The sequence below is a fragment of the Pseudomonas sp. NFIX10 genome, assembly GCF_900111955.1.
GTDB lineage: Bacteria > Pseudomonadota > Gammaproteobacteria > Pseudomonadales > Pseudomonadaceae > Aquipseudomonas > Aquipseudomonas fluorescens_AA.
The window spans coordinates 1-22658 of sequence record NZ_FOKH01000030.1; the positions used below are offsets into that span (position 1 = coordinate 1).

16 protein-coding genes and 1 pseudogene are annotated in these 22658 nt (G+C 61.5%); 14 read left to right on the forward strand and 3 right to left on the reverse strand.

What is annotated here, in order from left to right; translation table 11 throughout:
* Positions 1–126, reverse strand: a pseudogene (locus tag BM321_RS31060) (IS110 family transposase); the annotation flags it as partial.
* A 349-nt stretch (positions 127–475) separates the two neighbouring features.
* Here BM321_RS31060 and gluQRS point away from each other — a divergent pair.
* The 13 genes from gluQRS to BM321_RS23045 all read left to right on the forward strand — a co-directional run bounded on the left by gluQRS (position 476) and on the right by BM321_RS23045 (position 19358).
* Complete coding sequence (gene gluQRS, locus BM321_RS22985; protein ID WP_092444951.1) at positions 476–1357, forward strand: tRNA glutamyl-Q(34) synthetase GluQRS; 882 nt, start codon at positions 476–478, stop codon at positions 1355–1357.
* A 77-nt stretch (positions 1358–1434) separates the two neighbouring features.
* Complete coding sequence (locus tag BM321_RS22990; RefSeq protein ID WP_003176118.1) at positions 1435–1611, forward strand: hypothetical protein; 177 nt, start codon at positions 1435–1437, stop codon at positions 1609–1611.
* Entirely contained in the window at positions 1595–4549 is a 2955-nt protein-coding gene (locus tag BM321_RS22995) for a sensor histidine kinase (RefSeq protein ID WP_162491245.1), read from the forward strand. Before BM321_RS22990 ends, BM321_RS22995 begins: the two co-directional genes overlap by 17 nt.
* A gap of 22 nt (positions 4550–4571) precedes the next feature.
* Positions 4572–6005: a sigma-54-dependent transcriptional regulator gene (locus BM321_RS23000; protein ID WP_092444955.1), complete on the forward strand. Its 1434-nt coding sequence runs from the start codon at positions 4572–4574 to the stop codon at positions 6003–6005.
* 789 nt (positions 6006–6794) lie between these two features.
* Positions 6795–8192, forward strand: coding sequence for a polynucleotide adenylyltransferase PcnB (locus BM321_RS23005; RefSeq protein ID WP_175534989.1), 1398 nt, complete (start codon positions 6795–6797; stop codon positions 8190–8192).
* Between the two features lie 3 nt (positions 8193–8195).
* On the forward strand, positions 8196–8681 hold the full coding sequence (gene folK, locus BM321_RS23010; RefSeq protein ID WP_092444959.1) for a 2-amino-4-hydroxy-6-hydroxymethyldihydropteridine diphosphokinase: 486 nt from the start codon (positions 8196–8198) through the stop codon (positions 8679–8681).
* Positions 8682–9045: 364 nt separating this feature from the next.
* Positions 9046–9846: a 3-methyl-2-oxobutanoate hydroxymethyltransferase gene (gene panB / locus BM321_RS23015; RefSeq protein ID WP_092444961.1), complete on the forward strand. Its 801-nt coding sequence runs from the start codon at positions 9046–9048 to the stop codon at positions 9844–9846.
* Positions 9843–10703, forward strand: a complete 861-nt coding sequence (gene panC, locus BM321_RS23020; RefSeq protein ID WP_092444963.1) for a pantoate--beta-alanine ligase — start codon at positions 9843–9845, stop codon at positions 10701–10703. The genes panB and panC overlap by 4 nt, the downstream gene beginning before the upstream one ends.
* A gap of 328 nt (positions 10704–11031) precedes the next feature.
* Complete coding sequence (gene pgi, locus BM321_RS23025) at positions 11032–12696, forward strand: glucose-6-phosphate isomerase (protein WP_092333734.1); 1665 nt, start codon at positions 11032–11034, stop codon at positions 12694–12696.
* 199 nt (positions 12697–12895) lie between these two features.
* Entirely contained in the window at positions 12896–14833 is a 1938-nt protein-coding gene (acs, locus tag BM321_RS23030; RefSeq protein ID WP_092444965.1) for an acetate--CoA ligase, read from the forward strand.
* A gap of 158 nt (positions 14834–14991) precedes the next feature.
* Positions 14992–16008 carry a class I SAM-dependent rRNA methyltransferase gene (locus BM321_RS23035; protein ID WP_092444968.1) on the forward strand — a complete coding sequence of 339 codons (1017 nt, stop codon included), beginning with the start codon at positions 14992–14994 and terminating at the stop codon, positions 16006–16008.
* A gap of 118 nt (positions 16009–16126) precedes the next feature.
* A complete protein-coding gene (locus tag BM321_RS23040) occupies positions 16127–19060 on the forward strand; it encodes a DUF748 domain-containing protein (protein ID WP_175534990.1) in 2934 nt (977 codons plus the stop codon).
* A gap of 1 nt (position 19061) precedes the next feature.
* Entirely contained in the window at positions 19062–19358 is a 297-nt protein-coding gene (locus tag BM321_RS23045) for a DUF2845 domain-containing protein (protein WP_092444973.1), read from the forward strand.
* A gap of 334 nt (positions 19359–19692) precedes the next feature.
* Here the strand turns inward: BM321_RS23045 and BM321_RS23050 are convergent, their stop codons facing one another.
* A complete protein-coding gene (locus tag BM321_RS23050) occupies positions 19693–20046 on the reverse strand; it encodes a BON domain-containing protein (RefSeq protein WP_038857822.1) in 354 nt (117 codons plus the stop codon).
* Between the two features lie 271 nt (positions 20047–20317).
* Positions 20318–20734: a pilin gene (locus BM321_RS23055; protein ID WP_092445024.1), complete on the reverse strand. Its 417-nt coding sequence runs from the start codon at positions 20732–20734 to the stop codon at positions 20318–20320.
* Between the two features lie 223 nt (positions 20735–20957).
* Here BM321_RS23055 and pilB point away from each other — a divergent pair, with 223 nt between their 5' ends.
* Positions 20958–22658: a type IV-A pilus assembly ATPase PilB gene (gene pilB / locus BM321_RS23060; RefSeq protein WP_092444975.1), complete on the forward strand. Its 1701-nt coding sequence runs from the start codon at positions 20958–20960 to the stop codon at positions 22656–22658.

The window sequence follows — 22658 nt, forward strand, 5'->3', positions numbered from 1 at the left end:
CTTGATCGCTGCCTTGGTGTTGGGGAGCGCTTCCAGTCGATCTGTTTGTGCGTGATAAATCACCAACTCATCTTTGGCGACATCAACACCCACGATCGGCTTTGCGACAGAAACCGGCATTGCCATTGAAAATCCTCCGGGCTAAGGTTTGAACACTTGAAGGGTTCACCCAGAGGCGCAGGCTTGTTCCTATCGTCGGTCTAGGCCAGATGCATTCTTTATCGGCGCTTGGGTGAAAGGAGGAGGGGTGAAATCTCCCACGGTCTGTACTGCGGCTAACAGTCAGAATCGAGCTTTGTCCCTCCTCCCCCCTTCAAGTCCTACCATACAAGCGAGCTTGCTCGCGATAGCAGTGGGTCAGCCAACAGTGATGTGGCTGACAGGTCGCTATCGCCAGCAAGCTCGCTCCCACAAGGGGATATGCTTTGTTGTCGAGATTGTATGCCTACCGCCCGGACCCAGTAACATTCACCCTATGACTGCCTACATCGGACGCTTCGCCCCCACCCCCAGCGGCCACCTGCATTTCGGTTCGCTGGTCGCCGCACTGGCATCGTACCTGGATGCCCGGGCCGTGGACGGGCGCTGGTTGCTGCGCATGGAAGACCTCGACCCACCCCGGGAAGAACCGGGCGCGCAAGCGGCGATTCTCAAGGCGCTGGAAAGCTACGGGTTTGAATGGGACGGCGAAATGGTTCGCCAGAGCGAGCGCCATGACGCCTACGCCCCTGTCATCAACCGGCTGTTCAGCCAGGGCTTGGCCTATGCCTGCACCTGTTCGCGCAAGCAACTGGAGGCGTACCGGGGCATTTATCCGGGCCTGTGCCGCAATGCCGGGCACGGCACCGAGGACGCCGCCATCCGCCTGCGCGTCCCCGAGCTCGAATACCACTTCACCGACCGGGTCCAAGGCGAATTCCGCCAGCACCTGGGCCGTGAAGTCGGTGATTTCGTGATCCGCCGCCGCGACGGACTCTATGCCTATCAATTGGCCGTGGTCCTGGACGATGCCTGGCAAGGGGTGACCGATATCGTGCGCGGCGCCGACCTGCTGGATTCCACGCCGCGCCAGCTCTACCTGCAAGAACTGCTCGGGTTGCCACAACCGCGTTACCTGCACGTGCCGTTGATCACCCAGCCCGACGGGCACAAGCTCGGCAAATCCTACCGTTCACCGCCACTGGCGGCCGACCAGGCCACGCCGCTGCTGCTACGGGCGTTGCGCGCGCTGGGCCAGCAACCGGGCCTCGAACTGGACGACGCCAGCCCAGGGGAACTGCTGGCCTGGGGCATTCGCCACTGGGACGCGGGCAAGATCCCGCGCACACTGAGCCTGCCCGAAGCGCAAATACGTTGACGGGCCTTGCAGCTTGGCCCCCATCCGTTACCATCGCCGCACGTTTTCGGGCACGCGCATAAATTAGAGAGGCCGGGATGTATATCTATCGCTTGGTCCTGCTCCTGGTAGTGGGGATTTACTTGTTCTCCCCGGCCATCATGGATTGGTGGATCGATGCCACGGGTGCCTGGTATCGGCCGTATCTGCTCTGGCTGATCCTGATTGTCGTGACCTTCATCCTGCAGAGCCAAAAAGATGCCGATGAGCTTTAGCCTGACCCAGATGATCCTGATCAGCGCCGCCTACCTGGCGGTGCTGTTCGGCGTGGCCTGGATCAGCGAACGGGGCATGATTCCCCGGGCGATCATCCGCCACCCGCTGACCTACACCCTGTCGCTGGGTGTCTATGCCAGCGCGTGGGCGTTCTATGGCACGGTCGGGCTGGCCTATCAGTACGGCTATGGTTTCCTCTCCAGTTACCTCGGCGTATCGGGCGCGTTCCTGCTGGCGCCGGTGCTGCTCTACCCGATCCTGAAGATCACCCGCACCTACCAACTGTCCTCCCTGGCCGACCTGTTCGCCTTTCGCTTTCGCAGCACCTGGGCCGGGGCCCTGACCACGATCTTCATGCTGGTCGGGGTGTTACCGTTACTGGCCCTGCAAATACAGGCCGTGGCCGACTCCATCAGCATCCTGACCCGCGAGCCGGTGCAGCACCGGGTGGCGTTGAGTTTCTGTGTGCTGATCATCCTGTTCACGATTTTCTTCGGTTCCCGGCACATCGCCACACGGGAGAAACACGAAGGCCTGGTGTTCGCGATCGCCTTCGAGTCGGTGATCAAGTTGATTGCCATCGGCGGCGTCGGTCTCTATGCCCTGTACGGCGTGTTCGACGGCCCGCAACAGCTGGAAGTGTGGCTGCTGCAGAACCAGACCGCCCTCGCCGCCTTGCACACGCCCCTGCAGGAAGGCCCGTGGCGCACGCTGTTGCTGGTGTTCTTCGCCTCGGCCATCGTGATGCCGCACATGTACCACATGACCTTTACCGAAAACCTCAACCCGCGCTCGCTGGTGAGTGCCAGTTGGGGCCTGCCGCTGTTCCTGCTGCTGATGAGCCTGGCGGTGCCGTTGATCCTCTGGGCCGGCTTGAAGCTGGGCGCCAGCACCAACCCGGAATATTTCACCCTGGGCATCGGCATCGCCGCCAACAGCAAGGCCCTGGCCTTGCTGGCCTACGTCGGCGGCCTGTCGGCGGCCAGCGGCCTGATCATCGTCACCACGCTGGCCTTGTCGGGGATGGCCCTCAACCACCTGGTGCTGCCGCTCTACCAGCCACCGGCCGAAGGCAACATCTACCGCTGGCTGAAATGGACCCGACGGGCGCTGATCGTCGCGATCATCATGGCCGGCTACGGTTTCTACCTGATGCTGGGCGACGGGCAGGACCTGGCCAACCTGGGCATCGTCGCCTTTGTCGCCACCTTGCAGTTCCTGCCCGGCGTGCTGTCGGTGCTGTATTGGCCGACCGCCAACCGCCGCGGCTTCATCGCCGGCCTGCTGGCGGGGATCCTGGTGTGGCTGGTGGCGATGCTGCTGCCGCTGATGGGTAACTTGCAGGGCTTCTATATTCCGCTGCTGAACATGATCTACGTGCTCGACGACACCAGTTGGCATATGGCGGCCATCGCTTCCCTGGCAGCGAACGTGCTGATGTTCACCCTGATCTCGCTGTTCACCAACGCCAGCAGCGAAGAGGCCAGCGCCGCCGAAGCCTGTGCGGTAGACAATGTTCGTCGTCCGCAGCGCCGCGAGCTGCACGCCGCCTCGCCCCAGGAGTTCGCCACGCAACTGGCCAAGCCCCTGGGCGCCAAAGCCGCGCAAAAGGAAGTCGAACAGGCCCTGCGCGACCTTTACCTGCCCTTCGATGAACGCCGCCCGTATGCCTTGCGTCGCCTGCGGGACCGAATCGAGGCCAACCTGTCCGGCCTGATGGGTCCCAGCGTGGCCCAGGACATGGTCGAGACGTTCCTGCCCTACAAGGCCGGCGGCGAGAACTATGTCACCGAAGACATCCACTTCATCGAAAGCCGCCTCGAGGATTACCACTCGCGCCTCACCGGCCTGGCCGCCGAACTGGACGCCTTGCGCCGTTACCACCGCCAGACCCTGCAGGAACTGCCGATGGGTGTGTGTTCCCTGGCCAAGGACCAGGAAATCCTGATGTGGAACAAGGCCATGGAAGAACTGACCGGGATCGCCGCCCAGCGCGTGGTCGGCTCACGCCTGAGCACCCTGGGCGAGCCATGGAAAGGCTTGCTGCAAGGCTTCATCGACCTGCCTGACGAGCACCTGCACAAACAGCACCTGGCCCTCGACGGCCAGACACGCTGGCTGAACCTGCACAAGGCGGCGATCGACGAGCCGTTGGCACCGGGCAACAGCGGCCTGGTGCTGCTGGTGGAAGACCTGACCGACACCCAGATGCTCGAAGACAAGCTGGTCCACTCCGAACGCCTGGCAAGCATTGGCCGGCTGGCCGCCGGGGTGGCCCACGAAATCGGCAACCCGATCACCGGCATCGCCTGCCTGGCGCAGAACCTGCGCGAAGAGCGCGAGGACGACGGCGAACTGACGGAAATCAGCGGCCAGATCCTCGAACAGACCAAGCGCGTGTCGCGCATCGTCCAGTCGCTGATGAGCTTCGCCCATGCCGGCGGTCACCAGCACAATGACGAGCCCGTCTGCCTGGCCGAAGTGGCCCAGGATGCCATTGGTCTGCTGGCCCTCAACCGGCGCAATTTCGAAGTGCAATTCTTCAACCTGTGCGACCCGGACCATTGGGTCGATGGCGACCCCCAGCGGCTCGCCCAGGTGTTGATCAACCTGCTCTCCAACGCGCGGGACGCCTCACCGGCCGGCAGCGCGGTGCGGGTCAAGAGCGAAGCGTTCGAACACACGGTCGACCTGATCGTCGAAGACGAAGGCAGCGGTATCCCACAGAACATCATGGACCGATTGTTCGAACCCTTCTTCACCACCAAGGATCCTGGCGAAGGCACCGGTCTGGGCCTCGCACTGGTCTATTCCATCGTTGAAGAGCATTATGGACAAATCACCATCGACAGCCCGGCCGATGTTCAGAGCCAACGCGGCACCCGTATCCGGGTGACCTTGCCGCGTCATGTCGAAGCGACGTCCGCTGTGAACTGAGACCGTCGAGAGAATCGAATCAATGCCGCACATTTTGATCGTCGAAGACGAAACAATTATCCGCTCCGCCTTGCGCCGCCTGCTGGAACGCAACCAGTACCAGGTCAGCGAAGCCGGTTCAGTGCAGGAAGCACAAGAGCGTTTCAGCATTCCCACGTTTGACCTGATTGTCAGCGACCTGCGCCTGCCTGGCGCCCCGGGTACCGAGCTGATCAAGCTCGGCCAGGGCACGCCGGTGCTGATCATGACCAGCTACGCCAGCCTGCGCTCGGCGGTCGACTCCATGAAAATGGGCGCGGTGGACTACATCGCCAAACCGTTCGACCACGACGAAATGCTCCAGGCCGTGGCCCGCATCCTGCGTGACCGGCAGGCGGCGACCAGCAACCCGGCGGAACCCATCGGCAAGGCCAGCGCCTCGGTGAAAGTCGGGGCCAGCAACAGTAATGGCGAGATCGGCATCATCGGTTCCTGCCCACCCATGCAGGACCTGTACAGCAAGATCCGCAAAGTGGCGCCGACCGATTCCAACGTCCTGGTCCAGGGCGAGTCCGGCACCGGCAAGGAACTGGTGGCCCGTGCCCTGCACAACCTGTCGCGCCGGGCCAAGGCACCGATGATCTCGGTGAACTGCGCGGCCATTCCGGAGAGCCTGATCGAGTCCGAACTGTTCGGTCACGAGAAAGGGGCGTTCACTGGCGCCAGCGCCGGGCGTGCCGGGCTGGTGGAAGCGGCGGACGGCGGCACGTTGTTCCTCGATGAAATCGGCGAGCTGCCACTGGAGGCCCAGGCGCGGTTGCTGCGGGTGCTCCAGGAGGGCGAAATCCGCCGGGTCGGCTCGGTGCAGTCGCAGAAGGTCGATGTCCGCCTGATCGCGGCCACCCACCGTGATCTCAAGAGCCTGGCGAAAATCGGCCAGTTTCGCGAAGACTTGTATTACCGCTTGCACGTGATCGCCTTGAAGCTCCCTGCCCTGCGCGAGCGTGGCGCGGACGTCAATGAAATCGCCCAGGCGTTTCTGGCCCGCCAGAGCGCGCGGGTCAACCGCACCGACCTCAAGTTCGCCCCGGACGCCGAACAGGCCATTCGTCATTACGCCTGGCCGGGTAACGTTCGGGAGCTGGAAAACGCGGTCGAGCGGGCAGTGATCCTGTGCGAGAGCCCGGAAATCTCCGCCGACCTGCTGGGCATCGACATCGAACTGAGCGACCTGGACGACGAAGAATTCATCGGCCTGGCCCCACAACAAGGCGGCGCTGCCAACAACACCAGCCACGAACCCACCGAAGACCTGTCCCTGGAGGACTACTTCCAGCATTTCGTCCTCGAGCACCAGGACCACATGACCGAGACCGAGCTGGCACGCAAGCTGGGCGTCAGCCGCAAGTGCCTGTGGGAACGGCGCCAGCGCCTGGGCATTCCACGGCGCAAGACCGGGGCGACCAGCGAAAGCTGAGGAAGTGTGGGAGCGGGCTTGCTCGCGATAGCGGTGTGTCAGTCGCGCTATAGGCAAGCTGATGCCCCATCGCGAGCAAGCTCGCTCCCACAGGGGATGTGAAAAAACTGTTACCCCAGTCCTTTTCACGTAACAGAAGCCGGGGTTTACGGTAACGAAACCCCGGCTTTTTTTCGCCTCGGAAAAATGGCTACAACCATGGAACCCCCGGTTTCTCTGGGTTTCGCAAAAGTTGGCACGCACCCTGCTATAGCTTTGGTACAAGAACAATAACAAGCAATGCACAAGACAATAAAAACAAGACGAATCGACTCACGCACAATAAAAACAAGACGGCGAGAGGCGCAGCTAACTGATTCTTTTGGAGAGGCGTTGTATTTGGGGCTTGCCCCACAACCAGGCCGAGAACAATAAAAACTGTCTCAAGACAGGTGCCTGAACTGGTTGGATCGATTGATCACTGCAACACAGCGACCAAAGCAATCCGTTTGCTCTTGGCTCCCGATTGGGAGGGTCACGAAGGGAAAACCTCGTGGCGCGGGCACTCAACAAAAACAAGAAGCCCGAAACCAATAATAAAAACAGAGCACGCAACTAATTCTGGGGGAGCTTCGGCTCCCCTTGTGGTTTCTGTCGTTCCGCCTCCCCGCAGCCTACAAGCCTGTCGCCTGAGGCTTGCAGCTCAAACGCCTGCGTCCTACACCATCCCTCGACTAAATGCTAGAATCCCCGCCCATCATGCGGTCATTCTTCGTTTTTGGCCGAATATTCCTTCAAACAGTGCATCCCATGCTGAAGAAGCTGTTCCAGTCATTCCGTTCTCCCTTGCGTCGTACGCAACACATTCGCAGCACGCCTGAAGTGCTCAACAGCGGCCAGCATTCGCTGCAAAAGGCCCAGTTCAGCCGTTATGCGGTGAACATCGTCGAACGTTTGCAGAACGCCGGCTACCAGGCTTACCTGGTCGGTGGCTGCGTGCGCGACATGCTGCTCAACATCACCCCCAAGGATTTCGACGTCGCCACCAGCGCCACGCCGGAACAGATACGGGCAGAGTTTCGCAATGCGCGGATCATTGGCCGGCGCTTCAAGCTGGTTCATATCCACTTCGGTCGCGAGATCATCGAAGTGGCCACCTTCCGCGCCAATCATCCGCAAAACGATGAAGAGGAAGACAGCAACCAGTCTTCCCGCAACGAGAGCGGACGCATCCTGCGCGATAACGTCTACGGCACGTTGGAAGAAGATGCGCAACGCCGCGACTTCACCATCAACGCCCTGTATTACGATCCGGTCAGCGAACGCATCCTCGATTACGCCAACGGCGTACACGACATTCGCAATCGTCTGATCCGCCTGATCGGCGACCCGAAGCAGCGCTACCAGGAAGACCCGGTGCGGATGCTGCGAGCCGTGCGTTTCGCCGCCAAGCTGGATTTCGGCATCGAAAAACACAGCGCCGTGCCGATTCGCGAACTGGCGCCCATGCTGCGGGAAATTCCCTCGGCGCGCCTGTTCGAGGAAGTGCTCAAACTGTTCCTGTCAGGCAACGCGGCAGACACCTTCGAGATGCTGGTGGACCTGCAGCTGTTCGATCCGCTGTTCCCCGCCAGCGCCGAGGCCCTGGAGCACAACCCGACCTACACCCACACCTTGATCAGCGAAGCACTGATCAACACCGACCTGCGCATCAAGCAGAACAAGCCGGTGACGCCGGCGTTCCTGTTCGCCGCCTTGCTCTGGCCTGCCCTGCCGGCCCGGGTGCTGCGCCTGCAAGACCGTGGCATGCCGCCGATCCCGGCGATGCAGGAAGCCGCCCACGAGCTGATCGCCGAACAGTGCCAGCGCATCGCCATTCCAAAACGCTTCACGATGCCGATCCGCGAGATCTGGGACATGCAGGAGCGCCTGCCACGGCGCAGCGGCAAACGTGCCGACCTGCTGCTGGACAACCCGCGTTTCCGCGCTGGCTACGACTTCCTGCTGCTGCGTGAAAGCGCGGGCGAGCAGACCGATGGCCTGGGCGAATGGTGGACCGATTACCAGGACGCCAACGACAGCGAGCGCCGCGATATGATTCGTGAGCTCAGCGGCAAGGATGACGGCGCCAGCGGCCCACGCAAGCGTCGCCGCAGCGGCGGTGCCAAGCGCAAGCGTGCCGGTGTACCGAGCGCATCGGGCGAGTAATCGATGGAACGCATCTACATCGGCATGGGCAGCAACCTGGCCGAACCTGCCGAACAATTGCGCAGTGCCGTCCAGGCGCTGGCGCAATTGCCCAATACCCAACTGGTGGGAGTCTCGGCGTTTTACCAAAGCGACTCCCTGCTACCCGGCCAGCCGCGCTACACCAATGCGGTGGCGGCGCTGGACAGCCACCTGGCACCGCTGGACCTGCTCGATGCGCTGCAAGCCATCGAAACCGGACAGGGTCGCGAACGCCTCGAACGCTGGGGGCCGCGCACCCTGGACCTGGACATCCTGCTGTTCGGCGATCGCCTGATCGACGAGCCCCGCCTCAAGGTCCCCCACTACCATATGCAAGCCCGGGCCTTTGTCCTGTACCCACTGGCCGAACTGGCCCCCGCCGACCTGCGCCTGGCCGATGGACGCTTGCTCAAGGACCTGCTTGCCGCGTGCCCATTCGTCGGCCTGGAACGCCTGCCCGCCCACTGACGAAAACCATCCCTGTGGGAGCGAGCTTGCTCGCGATAGCGTCGGCACATCCAGCATCCGGAGTGACTGACACACCGCCATCGCGAGCAAGCTCGCTCCCACAGGTTCCGGGACCGGACAGTCACTTCCGGGGCGCTCCCCCAAGCTGAAACGCATCAGTCACCTCGGTAACACCCGGCGGTAACACATCCAATTGACTTCCCGATTGCTCCTCACGACTATAGGCGTCCCGCTGCCGCCAACGCGGCGCTAAAGGGCGCAATCCAGGCCTTACAAGCACCACGCATAGAAGGTGCGCCTGTATAGATAACGAATCATGCGCGTTACTCGCAGTCATTCACGAGCGCCTAATGAGGACTTTTTCATGCCAGCTATTACCCTGACCACGCTGCAAGGTCTCAAGCAAAAAGGTGAAAAAATCACCATGCTGACCTGCTATGACGCAACCTTCGCCCATGCCTGCAACGAGGCCGGTGTCGAAGTGCTGCTGGTGGGCGATTCCCTCGGCATGGTGCTGCAAGGTCACGACAGCACGCTGCCGGTGACCACCGCCGAGATGGCCTACCATGTGGCCGCCGTCAAGCGCGGTAACACCGATGCGCTGATCCTCGCCGACCTGCCGTTCATGGCCTACGCCACCCTCGAACAAACCATGGCCAACAGCGCCATGCTGATGCAGGCCGGTGCCCACATGGTCAAGGTCGAAGGCGCATTGTGGCTGGCCGATTCGATTCGGCTGCTGGCCGAGCGGGGCATTCCGGTGTGCGCGCACCTGGGCCTGACCCCCCAAGCGGTGAATATCCTCGGTGGCTACAAGGTCCAGGGCCGCAATGAGAACCAGGCGCGGCAGATGCGCGCCGATGCGATTGCGCTGGAGCAGGCGGGCGCGGCGATGCTGCTGCTCGAATGCGTACCCAGCGAGCTGGCTGAAGAAATCACCCAGGCGGTGAAGATCCCGGTGATCGGGATCGGCGCCGGCAACGCCACCGATGGCCAGGTGCTGGTGCTGCACGACATGCTCGGGCTGTCGATCACCGGTCGCGTGCCCAAGTTCGTGAAGAACTTCATGACCGGGCAAACCTCCATCCAGGGCGCCTTGAGTACCTACGTCGCTGAAGTCAAGGCCGCGACGTTCCCGGGCGCCGAACACGGATTTTCCGCATGAACACCGTCAAAACCGTACGCGAGCTGCGCGCCGCCGTGGCCCGTGCCCGCGGCGAAGGCAAACGCATCGCCTTCGTGCCGACCATGGGCAACCTGCACAGCGGTCATGTGGCGCTGGTCACCAAGGCCACACAACGGGCCGACTTCGTGGTGGCGAGCATTTTCGTCAATCCACTGCAATTCGGCGCCGGCGAAGACCTAGACAAATACCCCCGTACCCTGGCAGCCGACCAAGAAAAACTGCTCCAGGCCGGCTGCCATCTGCTGTTCGCCCCCAGCGTCGAAGAAATGTACCCCGACGGCATGGCCGGCCAGACTCGGGTCAGCGTCCCGCAATTGTCCGAAGGCTTGTGCGGCGCCAGTCGTCCAGGGCATTTCGAGGGCGTGGCGACGGTGGTCAGCAAGCTGTTCAACATGGTCCAGCCTGACATCGCGGTGTTTGGCCAGAAAGACTTCCAGCAACTGGCGGTGATCCGCGCCCTGGTCCATGACTTGAACATGCCGATCCAGATCATCGGCGAACCGACCGTCCGCGCCGAGGATGGCTTGGCGCTGTCGTCACGCAATGGCTTCCTCAGCCCGGATCAACGTGCCGTCGCGCCCGTGGTCTATCACGTCCTGAACCAGATCGCCGAGGCCATCAAGCAGGGCCAGCGGGATTTCCCGGCGCTGATCGGCGAACAGCTCAAGCAACTGGAAGCTGCCGGCCTGCGTCCCGATTACCTAGAAATCCGTGATGCCAAGACCTTGCGCCCGGCGTCGAGCGAGGACCGCGACCTGGTGATTCTGGTGGCCGCCTTCCTCGGTACCACGCGCCTGATCGACAACCTGCACCTGGACCTCGACACCCCCGCCTGAGCATCACAAAAACCCTGTGGGAGCGAGCTTGCTCGCGATAGCGATGCATCTGTCGACATCGATATCGGCTGACCTGACGCCATCGCGAGCAAGCTCGCTCCCACAGTGAGTCATCTGCGTCCCGTCTGTCGGACCATTCCCGCCCTCGTTGTATAAAAAAGTACCGGGGACCGGTCAGACAAAGTCAAGACAGATTGCAACGCGAGGTTTACTGTAGTCGCCCTGCGTCTGGCGATCATGTCGATGCAGTGTCCGGATGCCCACCTCGAGCCACGCCGGAATTTTTAGTGTACAAAAGGTCGTTCAAGTAAAAAGGAAACCCGCAGCGATGGCGTATTACCGAACCCCTCATGACGTGACCGCTCTGCCAGCCTGGCAAGCGCTGAATGACCACCGCAAAGCCATGCAGGATTTCAGCATGCGCGAAGCGTTCAATGCCGATCCGCAGCGTTTCACTCAATTCACCCTGTCGAGCTGCGGCCTGTTTCTCGACTACTCGAAAAACCTGATCAACGCCCAGACCCGCGACCTGCTGGTGGGCCTGGCCAACGAAGTCGACCTCAAGGGCGCGATCAAGTCGCTGTTCGAGGGCGAAATCGTCAACGCCTCGGAAAACCGCCCGGCCCTGCACACCGCCCTGCGTCGGCCGGTGGGGGACAAGTTGCTGGTCAACGGCGTCAACGTGATGCCGGACGTGCACAAGGTGCTGAACCAGATCACTGACCTGGTCGGCCGCATTCACGACGGCCTGTGGCGCGGCTACACCGAAAAGCCCATCACCGACGTGGTGAACATCGGCATCGGTGGTTCTTTCCTCGGCCCGGAACTGGTGTCCGAAGCGCTGTTGTCCTACGCGCAAAAAGGCGTTCGCTGCCACTACCTGGCGAACATCGACGGCAGCGAGTTCCATGAACTGACCATGAAGCTGCGCGCCGAGACCACGCTGTTCATCGTCTCGTCGAAATCCTTCAACACCCTCGAAACCCTGAAGAACGCCCAGGCCGCCCGCGCCTGGTACCTGGCCCAGGGTGGTTCCGAAGCAGAGCTGTATCGCCACTTCATCGCCGTGTCGAGCAACAACGCCGCCGCCGTGGCCTTCGGCATCCGTGAAGAGAACATCTTCCCGATGTGGGACTGGGTCGGCGGGCGTTACTCGCTGTGGTCGGCCATCGGCCTGCCGATCGCCCTGGCCATCGGCATGTCGAACTTCAAGGAATTGCTCTCCGGCGCCTATTCCATGGACCAGCATTTCCAGAGCGCCCCGTTCGAGCAGAACATGCCGGTGCTGCTGGCGCTGCTGGGGGTGTGGTACGGCAATTTCTGGGGTGCGCAGAGCCATGCGATCCTGCCGTACGACCACTACCTGCGTAACATCACCAAGCATTTGCAGCAATTGGACATGGAATCCAACGGCAAGAGCGTGCGCCAGGACGGTACCCCGGTGTCGACCGACACGGGCCCGGTAATCTGGGGCGGCGTCGGCTGCAACGGTCAGCACGCCTACCACCAGTTGCTGCACCAGGGCACCCAGTTGATCCCGGCCGACTTCATCGTGCCGATCGTCAGCTTCAACCCGGTTTCCGACCATCACCAGTGGCTGTACGCCAACTGCCTGTCCCAGAGCCAGGCGCTGATGCTGGGCAAGACCCGCGCCGAGGCCGAAGCCGAGCTGCGGGACAAGGGCGCCAGCGAAGAAGAGGTGCAGAAACTGGCTCCCCACAAGGTGATCCCGGGCAACCGTCCGAGCAATACCCTGGTGGTCGAACGCATCAGCCCACGGCGCCTCGGCGCACTGGTGGCGCTGTATGAACACAAAGTGTTCGTGCAAAGCGTGGTCTGGGGCATCAACGCCTTCGACCAATGGGGCGTGGAACTGGGCAAGGAACTGGGCAAGGGCGTCTACAACCGCCTGGTGGGCAGCGAAGAAAACCCGGCCGAAGATGCCTCGACCCAGGGTTTGATCAACTACTTCCGCGGGCGTCACCGCGGCTGATCGTAGGTCGCACTCCAAGTACTGACCTTTGTGGGAGCGAGCTTGCTCGCGATAGCGGTGGATCAGTTGACACTCATGTTGACTGACACACCGCCATCGCGAGCAAGCTCGCTCCCACAGTTGTTTGTGCATGACTTGAACCCTCCCGCTACTCGGCGCATCTTTATGACTTGTCGCAAAACAAGAATAAGGAACCGTCATGTTCGATATCAGCCAGTACCCCCAAGCCGATGCCGTCCGCCGGGCTGCGCAACTGAGTCAGGACGAGTACAAGCGGCTCTACAAAGAATCCATCGAACACCCCAGCGCCTTCTGGGCCGAGCAGGCCACACGCTTTCTCGACTGGATGACGCCTTGGCAAACCGTCCAGCGCTATGACCTCAAGAACGGCGACGCGACCTGGTTCGCCGGCGGCAAGCTGAACGTCAGCGCCAATTGCATCGACCGTCACCTGGACACACGAGGTGACCAGATCGCGATCATCTGGGAAGGCGACAACCCCGCCGAATCGGCGCAAATCACCTACAAGAAACTGCACAACCATGTGTGCCGCCTGGCCAACGTGCTGAAAAGCCGCGGCGTGAAGAAAGGCGACCGGGTCTGCATCTACATGCCGATGATTCCCGAGGCCGCCTACGCCATGCTCGCCTGCACCCGCATCGGCGCGGTGCATTCGGTGGTGTTCGGCGGTTTCTCGCCGGATTCCCTGCGCGACCGGATCCTCGATGCCGATTGCCGCACCGTGATTACGGCTGACGAAGGCGTGCGTGGCGGGCGCTTCATACCGCTCAAGCGCAACGTCGACAAGGCCCTGGAAAGCTGCCCGAACGTCAGCACCGTGCTGGTGGTCGAGCGCACCCAGGGCGAGGTGGGCTGGGTTGAAGGCCGTGATCTCTGGTATCACCAGGCCATGCACGACATGAGCGACGACTGTCCACCCGAACCGATGGACGCCGAAGACCCGCTGTTCATTCTCTACACCTCCGGCAGCACCGGCAAACCCAAGGGCGTGCTGCACACCACGGGCGGTTACCTGCTGCAAGCGGCGATGACGTTCAAGTACGTGCTGGACTACCGCGACAACGAAGTGTTCTGGTGCACCGCCGACGTCGGTTGGGTCACCGGCCATAGCTACATCGTCTACGGCCCGCTGGCCAACGGCGCCACCACGCTGATCTTCGAGGGCGTGCCGAGCCACCCCAGCAGTTCGCGCTTCTGGCAGGTGATCGACAAGCATCAGGTCAATATCTTCTACACCGCACCCACCGCCCTACGCGCATTGATGCGCGAAGGGGCCGGACCGTTGCAGGAAACGTCCCGCAAAAGCCTGCGATTGCTCGGCAGCGTCGGTGAGCCGATCAACCCGGAGGCGTGGGAATGGTATTTCAACGTGGTAGGCGAACAGCGCTGCCCGATTGTCGATACCTGGTGGCAGACCGAAACCGGCGGCATCATGCTCAGCCCGCTGGTCAGCGCCCCACAGCTCAAACCGGGCTGCGCCACCCGGCCAATGTTCGGTGTGCAACCGGTCTTGCTGGATGAGGTGGGCAAGGAAATCAGCGGCGCCGGCAGCGGTGTACTGGCGATCAAATCCAGTTGGCCTGGGCAGATTCGCAGTGTCTATGGCGACCACCAGCGCATGGTGGACACGTACTTCAAGCCTTACCCCGGCTATTACTTCACCGGCGATGGGGCGCGCCGCGACGAAGACGGCGATTACTGGATCACCGGGCGCATCGACGACGTGATCAACGTCTCCGGGCATCGCATCGGCACCGCCGAGGTGGAAAGCGCCCTGGTGCTGCACGACAGCATCGCCGAAGCCGCGGTCGTCGGCTATCCCCACGACCTCAAGGGCCAGGGCATCTATGCCTTTGTCACGCCGATGAACGGTGTGGAGGCCAATGACGAGCTGAAGAAGGAATTGCTGGCCCACGTCAGCAAGGAAATCGGCAGCTTCGCCAAGCCGGAACTGATCCAGTGGGCGCCCGCGCTGCCCAAGACCCGTTCGGGCAAGATCATGCGGCGCATCCTGCGCAAGATCGCCTGCAACGAACTCGACAGCCTCGGCGACACCTCGACCCTGGCCGATCCAAGCGTGGTGGAGGGGCTGATCGACAAGCGCCTGAATCGCTGAAGTTTCCTGTGGGAGCGAGCTTGCTCGCGATGGGGCCCTGTCAGTCTGCATCGATGTTGAATGCCAGACCACCATCGCGAGCAAGCTCGCTCCCACAGGGACCACGCCAGGCATAACTGCTAAACTCCCGCGCCTCATTTCTCTAAGGCGCGCCCGGCATGTCTTCCTTGAATCAGGCGCTGCGCGCCGCCCTCGACCAGCGTCAGGAGCTGCTCGGCCAACTGCACTCGCAAGGCACCGACTGCTATCGCCTGTTCCACGGCAGCCAGGAGGGCGCGCCCGGCCTGACCGTCGACCGCTACGGCCCGCAACTGCTGGTGCAGAGCTTCCATCAGTCGCTGGAGCGGGACGACCTGCTGCAACTGCACGGCCTCGTCAACGAACGGCTGGGCCTGGAAACCCTGTTGGTCTACAACGACCGCGCCCGGGGCAATTCGCGCGTCGACCGCCAGGACACGGTCTACCAGGCTGACGAGGCCGCCCTGCAAGACTTGATCGGGCATGAATGGGGCTTGAATTATCGCGTTCGCGGCCGCCATGCCGGGCAGGATCCACTGCTGTTTCTCGACCTGCGCAACGCCCGGGGCTGGGTCAAGGCCCACAGCCGCGGCAAAAGCGTGTTGAACCTGTTCGCCTACACCTGCGGCGTCGGCCTCAGCGCAGCGGCCGGCGGCGCGCGGGAGGTGTGCAACCTGGACTTCGCCGAAGGCAACCTGGCGGTGGGTCGCGAAAACGGCCTACTCAACCCCGATTTGCCACCGATGGGGTTCGTGCAGTCGGATTATTTCCCGGCGATTCGCCAACTGGCCGGCCTGCCCATCAGCCAGCGCCGTGGGCAAAAACTGCCCGGCTACGTGCGCCTGGAACAACGCCAGTACGACCTGGTGCTGCTCGATCCACCGGCCTGGGCCAAAAGTGCGTTCGGCACCGTCGACCTGTTGCGCGACTACCAAAGCCTGCTGAAGCCGGCATTGCTCACCACCGCCGACGATGGCGTGCTGATCTGCTGCAACAACCTGGCAAAAGTGTCCATGGACGACTGGCGCGACCAGGTGTTGCGTTGCGCGGAAAAAGCCGGTCGCCCGGTGCGCGAATGGAGCGTACTGACGCCCGGCAGCGATTTCCCCTCCCTGGACCAGCAACCGCCACTCAAGACCTTGGTCCTCCAGCTCTAACCAGGCTCAGAATTCTTACGCAAAAAACGGACAAATCTCTTAAATCACAGAGGCTTCGGAACCGTAAACGCATGCCATACTCCAAGGCACTCCGAATTCACACTAGATGAAGCCGCACATGCCCAAAGGATTGATTCGCGCTTTCGGCGCCCTGTTGACCGCACTGGCCCTCTACAGTCTGTTGGGTTTTCTGATTTTGCCAGGCATCGCCTTGCGTATCGCCAACCAGCAATTGGCCGCCCATGCGACAGTGCCGGCGCAGATCCAGCGTATGGAACTCAATCCCTTTAGCCTTGAAGTCACCCTCTGGGGCCTGAATATCGGCGAGCCAGGCAAGGAACAGGTCGGCTTCGAACGGCTGTACGCCAATTTGCAACTCGACAGCTTGTGGTCCGGGGCTCTGCACCTGGTCGACATCGAGATGGACAAGCCCAAGACCGAAGTGGTGTTCGCCAAGGACGGTCAGTTGAACCTGCTGGGCCTGTTCAAGCTGCCGGCCAGCGAACCGACGCCCGCCGATCCCGAGGCCAAGCCGTTCCCCCTGCGAGTCGATCGAATCAAGTTGGCCGGCGGCTACGTGCATTTCCAGGACCTGCGTCCTAGCGAGCCCATCGAGTTTCTCTACGACACCCTCGATTTCGAGCTGAAGAATCTCAGCACCCTGCCCGACGACAATGCCGACATGACCCTGGTGGCCGCCGGCCCCGAAGGCGGACAGATCGACTGGACCGGTAATTTCAGCCTCACACCGATTGCCTCCCAAGGCACGCTCAAAGTCACTGACGGCCAGATGAAAGCCTGGTGGCCCTATGTGCGCGACGCCGTACCGCTGGTGCTGGAAAACGGTGTCCTGGACCTCAGCACCGACTACAAGCTCAACCTGGCCAAGGGCACCGAACTGCTGCTCAACAACGTCGCGGTCAGCGTCGCGCCCTTGGCCATCAAGGCCCCCGATGGCCGCCCACTGGTGAAACTCGAACGCCTGGACGTGAGCGAAACCACGGTGGACCTGGCCAAGCAGCAAGTGGTGGTCGGCAAGATCCGCAGCCAGAAGCTGGAAACCTGGGCCGCTCGCGAGGCGGACGGGCAACTGGACTGGCAGAAGCTCTTCGCCAGCCAGCCAGCCAAACCGCAAGTCAAGGCAGAACCGGCATCCGCTCCGGCTGCGGCCGACTCGCCAAAACCTGAACAGACACCGCCCAGCAAACCGTGGCAGGTGCTGTTGAAGGACGTGCAACTGCGCGACTACCAGGTGCACCTGGCCGACCGCCAAGCACAACCCGCCGTGGCCCTGGAGGTCGGCCCGCTGAACCTCGACCTGCAGAACTACGACACCCTCAACGGCTCGCCCTTTACCCTCAAGCTGGATACCGGGCTGGGCAAACAGGGCAAGATCCTGGCCGATGGCGAGGTCAACCTGAACCCGATCAGCGCCAGGTTCAAGGTCAAGACCCAGGACATCGACCTGCGCGTCGCCCAGTCCTACATCAACCCGTTCATTCGCCTGGAACTGCGCTCCGGGATGCTCGGCAGTGACCTGGCGGTCGACCTCAAGAGCACCGAGCCGCTGGCATTCGCCATCACCGGCCGCGCCCAGGTCGAGCAGTTGCACACCCTCGACACCCTCAAGACCCGCGACTTCCTCAAGTGGCAGCGTCTGGTGCTCGAAGGCCTCGATTATCAGCACGGTGACAGCCTGTCCATCGACAAGGTCAACCTGTTCCAGCCTTACGCGCGCTTCATGATCAACGACGACCGCACCACCAACGTCGATGACCTGCTGATCCCGCAACCGGCCGACAGCGGCGCGAAGAGCACCGCGCCAAAACCGAAGTCCCAGGAAAAACCGCTGGGCATCCACATCGGCGGCATCGCCATCAACGACGGTTCGGCCAACTTCGCCGACTTCAGCCTGACGCCCAATTTCGCCACGGCCATCCAGCAACTCAATGGCCAGATCGGCACCATCGACAGCCGCCAGGCCCAACCGGCCAGCGTGGACGTCAAGGGCAAGGTCGACCGTTACGCGCCGGTCACCATCAAGGGTGCGGTAAACCCCTTCGATCCGATGGCCAGCCTCGACATCGCCACCAGCTTCAAACGGGTCGAGCTGACGACCCTGACGCCCTATTCCGGCAAGTTCGCTGGCTATCGCATCCGCAAGGGCCGGCTCAATCTCGACCTGCATTACCGAATCACCAAGGGCCAGCTCCAGGCCGAGAACAAGGTGGTGGTCGAACAATTGCAGTTGGGGGAAAAAGTCGACAGTCCGGACGCCGTGAGCCTGCCGTTGAAGCTGGCCATTGCGTTGCTCAAGGACTCCGAGGGCAAGATTTCCATCGAACTGCCGGTCAGTGGCAACCTCAACGATCCGCAGTTCAGTGTCATGCCGATCGTCTGGCAGACCCTGCGCAACCTGGTGGTCCGCGCGGCCCAAGCGCCCTTCAAGCTCATCGGCGGGCTGGTGGCCGGGGGCGGCTCGGAAGACCTGGGCAGCGTGGCGTTTGCGCCGGGCTCCAGCGACCTGAGCAAGGACAACGAAAGCACGCTGCTCAAACTCTCCGAAGCCCTGGCCAAACGGCCGGAGCTGCGCCTGGAGATCGAAGGCACCGCCGCCGAAGGCAGCGACGGTCCATTGCTCGCCGCCCAGCGCCTGGAACGCGAATACCAGTACAACTACTACAAGATGCTGCAACGTCGGGGCGACAAAGTACCGGCCCAGGCCTCGCTGATACAGGTGCCCGAGGATGAAAAGCCCCCCCTGCTCGAAGGCATCTACCGCACGCGCCTCAAGACTCAGCCGCCTGCCGAATGGGCGCAACTGGATAAAAAGGCGCGCATCGAAAAACTGCGCGAAAGCGTGATCAAGTTCTGGAGCGGCAGCGACGTGCTATTGCGCCAACTGGGACAGGAACGGGCCGGCAGCATCAAGGATTTCCTGGTGGACAAAGGCCAATTGGCCGACGACCGCGTGTATTTCATCGACGCCAGCCTTGGCCAGGCCGAAAGCGACGGTCGCGTAATCACTCCTCTGCACCTGGATGCTGAATGACATGAAGTGTGTGTACGGGATCAGCCTGATTCTATTGCTCGCCGCCGGCCAAGCGTCGGCGGCCGATACGCTGCGCTGTGGCAGCCAGTTGATCAGCGTCGGTGACCGCTCCAGCGAAGTGCTGCAAAAGTGCGGGCAGCCTGTGGCGCGGGATGACCTGGGCTATAAACGCAGCGTCAATCGCCGGGAAGAATACCCGGTGGAGGAATGGACCTACGGCCCCAACAGCGGCATGTATCAGTACCTGCGCTTCGAGGGGAATCGGCTGGTGCAGATCACCAGCAAGCGGGGGCAGTGAATGTGCCGCCGCCATCGCGAGCAAGCTCGCTCCCACATTTGACCGCATCCTTCTGGCAGAACTCGGCCCCCTGTGGGAACTGCCTTGATCACTTTTTTCCGAAGGAACTCGATCCCTGTGGGAGCGAGCTTGCTCGCGATAAGGGCAACTCGGTATCCCCGGCCGGACCGCACATTTTTCCACCCCAGAATAGAACAGGCCCCCGGCACGAATGCCGGGGGCCTGTAATGGCCACGTCCCTGTGGCCTTTCGCATGAACTCCAAAAGCAACGGCAAGCGTATGACTCAGCCCGCTTGCCGCGCCCTCTCCCAGTCCAGGCGAGAAGTCTTGGCCTTACTCGGCTTTCAGGCCGTCAGCCGATACGGCCTTGACGCCTTTGATTTTCTTGGCAATTGCCACGGCGGTGGTTTTCTGAGCCTCGGTCACGGCAACAGTGGAAGACAGGGACACAACGCCTTTATTGGTTTCGACTTTGATGTCGGTACCTGGAATGCCTTTTTCGGTGACCAGGTCAGCTTTGACCTTGGTGGTGATCCAGGTATCGGAGGTGGCTTCCTTGGCCTCTGTCACTTCGCCCGCGGCCAGCATCATTGGCGCCTGAGTTGCTTGAGTGGTCTCGGCGAAAGCGCTAGCCATGGTCAGGGTCAGTGCGGTAGCAGCGGCGGCAGTGATAGCGAACTTCTTCATACGAGTAACTCCTGTTTTTCTCAGAAACTGCCGGAGGTGCATCCCGGCAGGGTTATCAGGAGTAGTGCGAAGGCTGTGCCAGTTTTGAAACATTTATAAATTTCTTATAAATCAAAAGGTTAAGCGAAGCGGCAATTTTTGAAATCATGCAAAATGCAAGACTCGTTGATTTTCAACATGCAACTTGCCGGTTCGACGTTCATTTCTAAGTTTATGATTTCGAAGATTTTATAGGGCGGGACCTTGAATCCCGCCACAAACCCAATCTAAATCACGGAGCTGTGCCAGAGCCGGTGCAACCCGCTGGCAGAAAATCTTGAGCGGCATTTGAAGCACATGTCCAGGACCCTGCCGACGAGCGAGAGAGCGTAATGGTCTTGCCCATTACCTGACTGGGTGCTTTTGTAAGGGTACATACAATGGTTCCCCCAGCGGCGGCCGTGCCTGTGACGGAAAACGAGCAGTTACTGGACGTTGGGAAGTTCATATTGGTCGCCGACGGGTCGGTACCCTGATTGACCAGATCCTCGTATGGTACCTTCAATGCGCTGATTTCCCCCAACCCAGCCGTAGCCTTCGCTCGCGCCTGGTATTTGGAATATTGCGGCAACGCGAACGTCGCCAGAATGCCAATGATCGCCACGACGATCAGCAGCTCGATCAGCGTAAAGCCCTTTTGCTTATTCATAGACATCTCCCATGCATGAGTCGAAATCTCATGACCTGAAATGGCTATTGCAGGGCACATGCCAACCCTGAAGCACCATCAATAAAGGGGTTGAACCCGCACAACGGCGACGTCCTACCTCAACAACCGCACTATCTGACGTTTTTTGTCACCCTGCCCCGCTGGTTTGGCGTCGATGCTTGACTAGGCTATAAGTCATGAACTGTCTGCCGCCGGAATCCCCATGAATGACATCGCCCTCAGCGGCCTGACCAAGCAATTGGTACTGGCTGAACTGCTCACCGAGCAAAGTGCGCAACAGGCGTATCAACAGGCCCAACGCAGTCGCACCCCGCTGGTCAGCTACCTGGTGCAGAACAAACTGGTCCAGAGCCGTCAGGTGGCGGAAATCGCTTCGGAACATTTCGGCGTCGCCCTGCTGGACCTCAACAGCCTGGACAAGGACACCCAGCCCACGGGCCTGGTCAGCGAAAAACTGGTGCGCCAGCATCACGTCCTGCCGCTGTGGCGACGCGGCAACAAGTTGTTCGTGGGCATCTCCGACCCCACCAATCACCAGGCCATCAATGACATTCAATTCAGTACCGGCCTGACCACCGAAGCCATCCTGGTGGAGGACGACAAGCTCAACGATGCCATCGAAAAGTTCTTCGAATCCAGTAGCACGGGCCTGGAAGGCATGGGCGATGTCGACCTGGACGGTCTGGACATCGAATCGATCGACGATTCCAAGCAGGACTCCATCGGCGGCCAGGACACCGACGACGCGCCCGTGGTGCGTTTCGTCAACAAGATGCTGCTGGACGCGATCAAGGGCGACTCTTCCGACCTGCACTTCGAGCCTTACGAAAAAATCTACCGGGTGCGGGTGCGCACCGACGGCATGCTGCGGGAAGTGGCCCGGCCGCCGATCCAACTGGCGACCCGTATCGCCGCCCGCTTGAAGGTCATGGCCAGCCTCGATATTTCCGAACGGCGCAAACCCCAGGACGGCCGGTTGAAAATGCGCCTGTCGAAAACCAAGTCCATCGACTTCCGGGTCAACACCCTGCCGACACTCTGGGGCGAAAAGGTGGTAATCCGGATTCTCGACCCTTCCAGTGCACAAATGGGCATCGATGCCCTGGGCTACGAGCCGGATCAGAAAGACCTGTACATGGCCGCCCTCAAGCAACCGCAAGGGCTGATCCTGGTCACCGGCCCGACCGGCTCGGGCAAGACCGTGTCGCTGTACACCGGGCTGAATATCCTCAATACCGTGGACATCAATATTTCCACCGCCGAAGACCCGGTGGAGATCAACATGGAAGGCATCAACCAGGTCAACGTGAACCCGCGCCAAGGGCTGGACTTCGCCCAGGCCCTGCGCTCGTTCCTGCGCCAGGACCCGGACGTGATCATGGTCGGCGAGATCCGCGACCTGGAAACCGCCGAAATCGCCATCAAGGCCGCCCAGACCGGGCACCTGGTGCTCTCCACATTGCACACCAACAGCGCCGCCGAAACCCTGATCCGCTTGCAGAACATGGGCATTCCGGGGTTCAACATCGCTACCGCCGTGCACCTGATCATCGCCCAACGGCTGGCGCGCAAGCTCTGCCCCCACTGCAAGAAAGCCATCGAGATTCCCGAGGAAACCCTGCTCAAGGAAGGTTTCCCCCGGGAACGCATCGGCACATTCACGATCTATGAGCCGGTCGGTTGCCAACAGTGCAACCATGGTTACAAAGGGCGCGTGGGGGTTTACGAAGTGGTCAAGAACACGCCCGAGCTGCAACGGTTGATCATGGCCGAGGGCAACTCGCTGGAAATCGATCTGCAAATGCGCAAGGACGGCTTCAATGACCTGCGCACATCGGGGCTGCTCAAAGTGATGCAAGGCGTCACCAGCCTCGAGGAAATCAACCGGGTCACCAAGGATTGA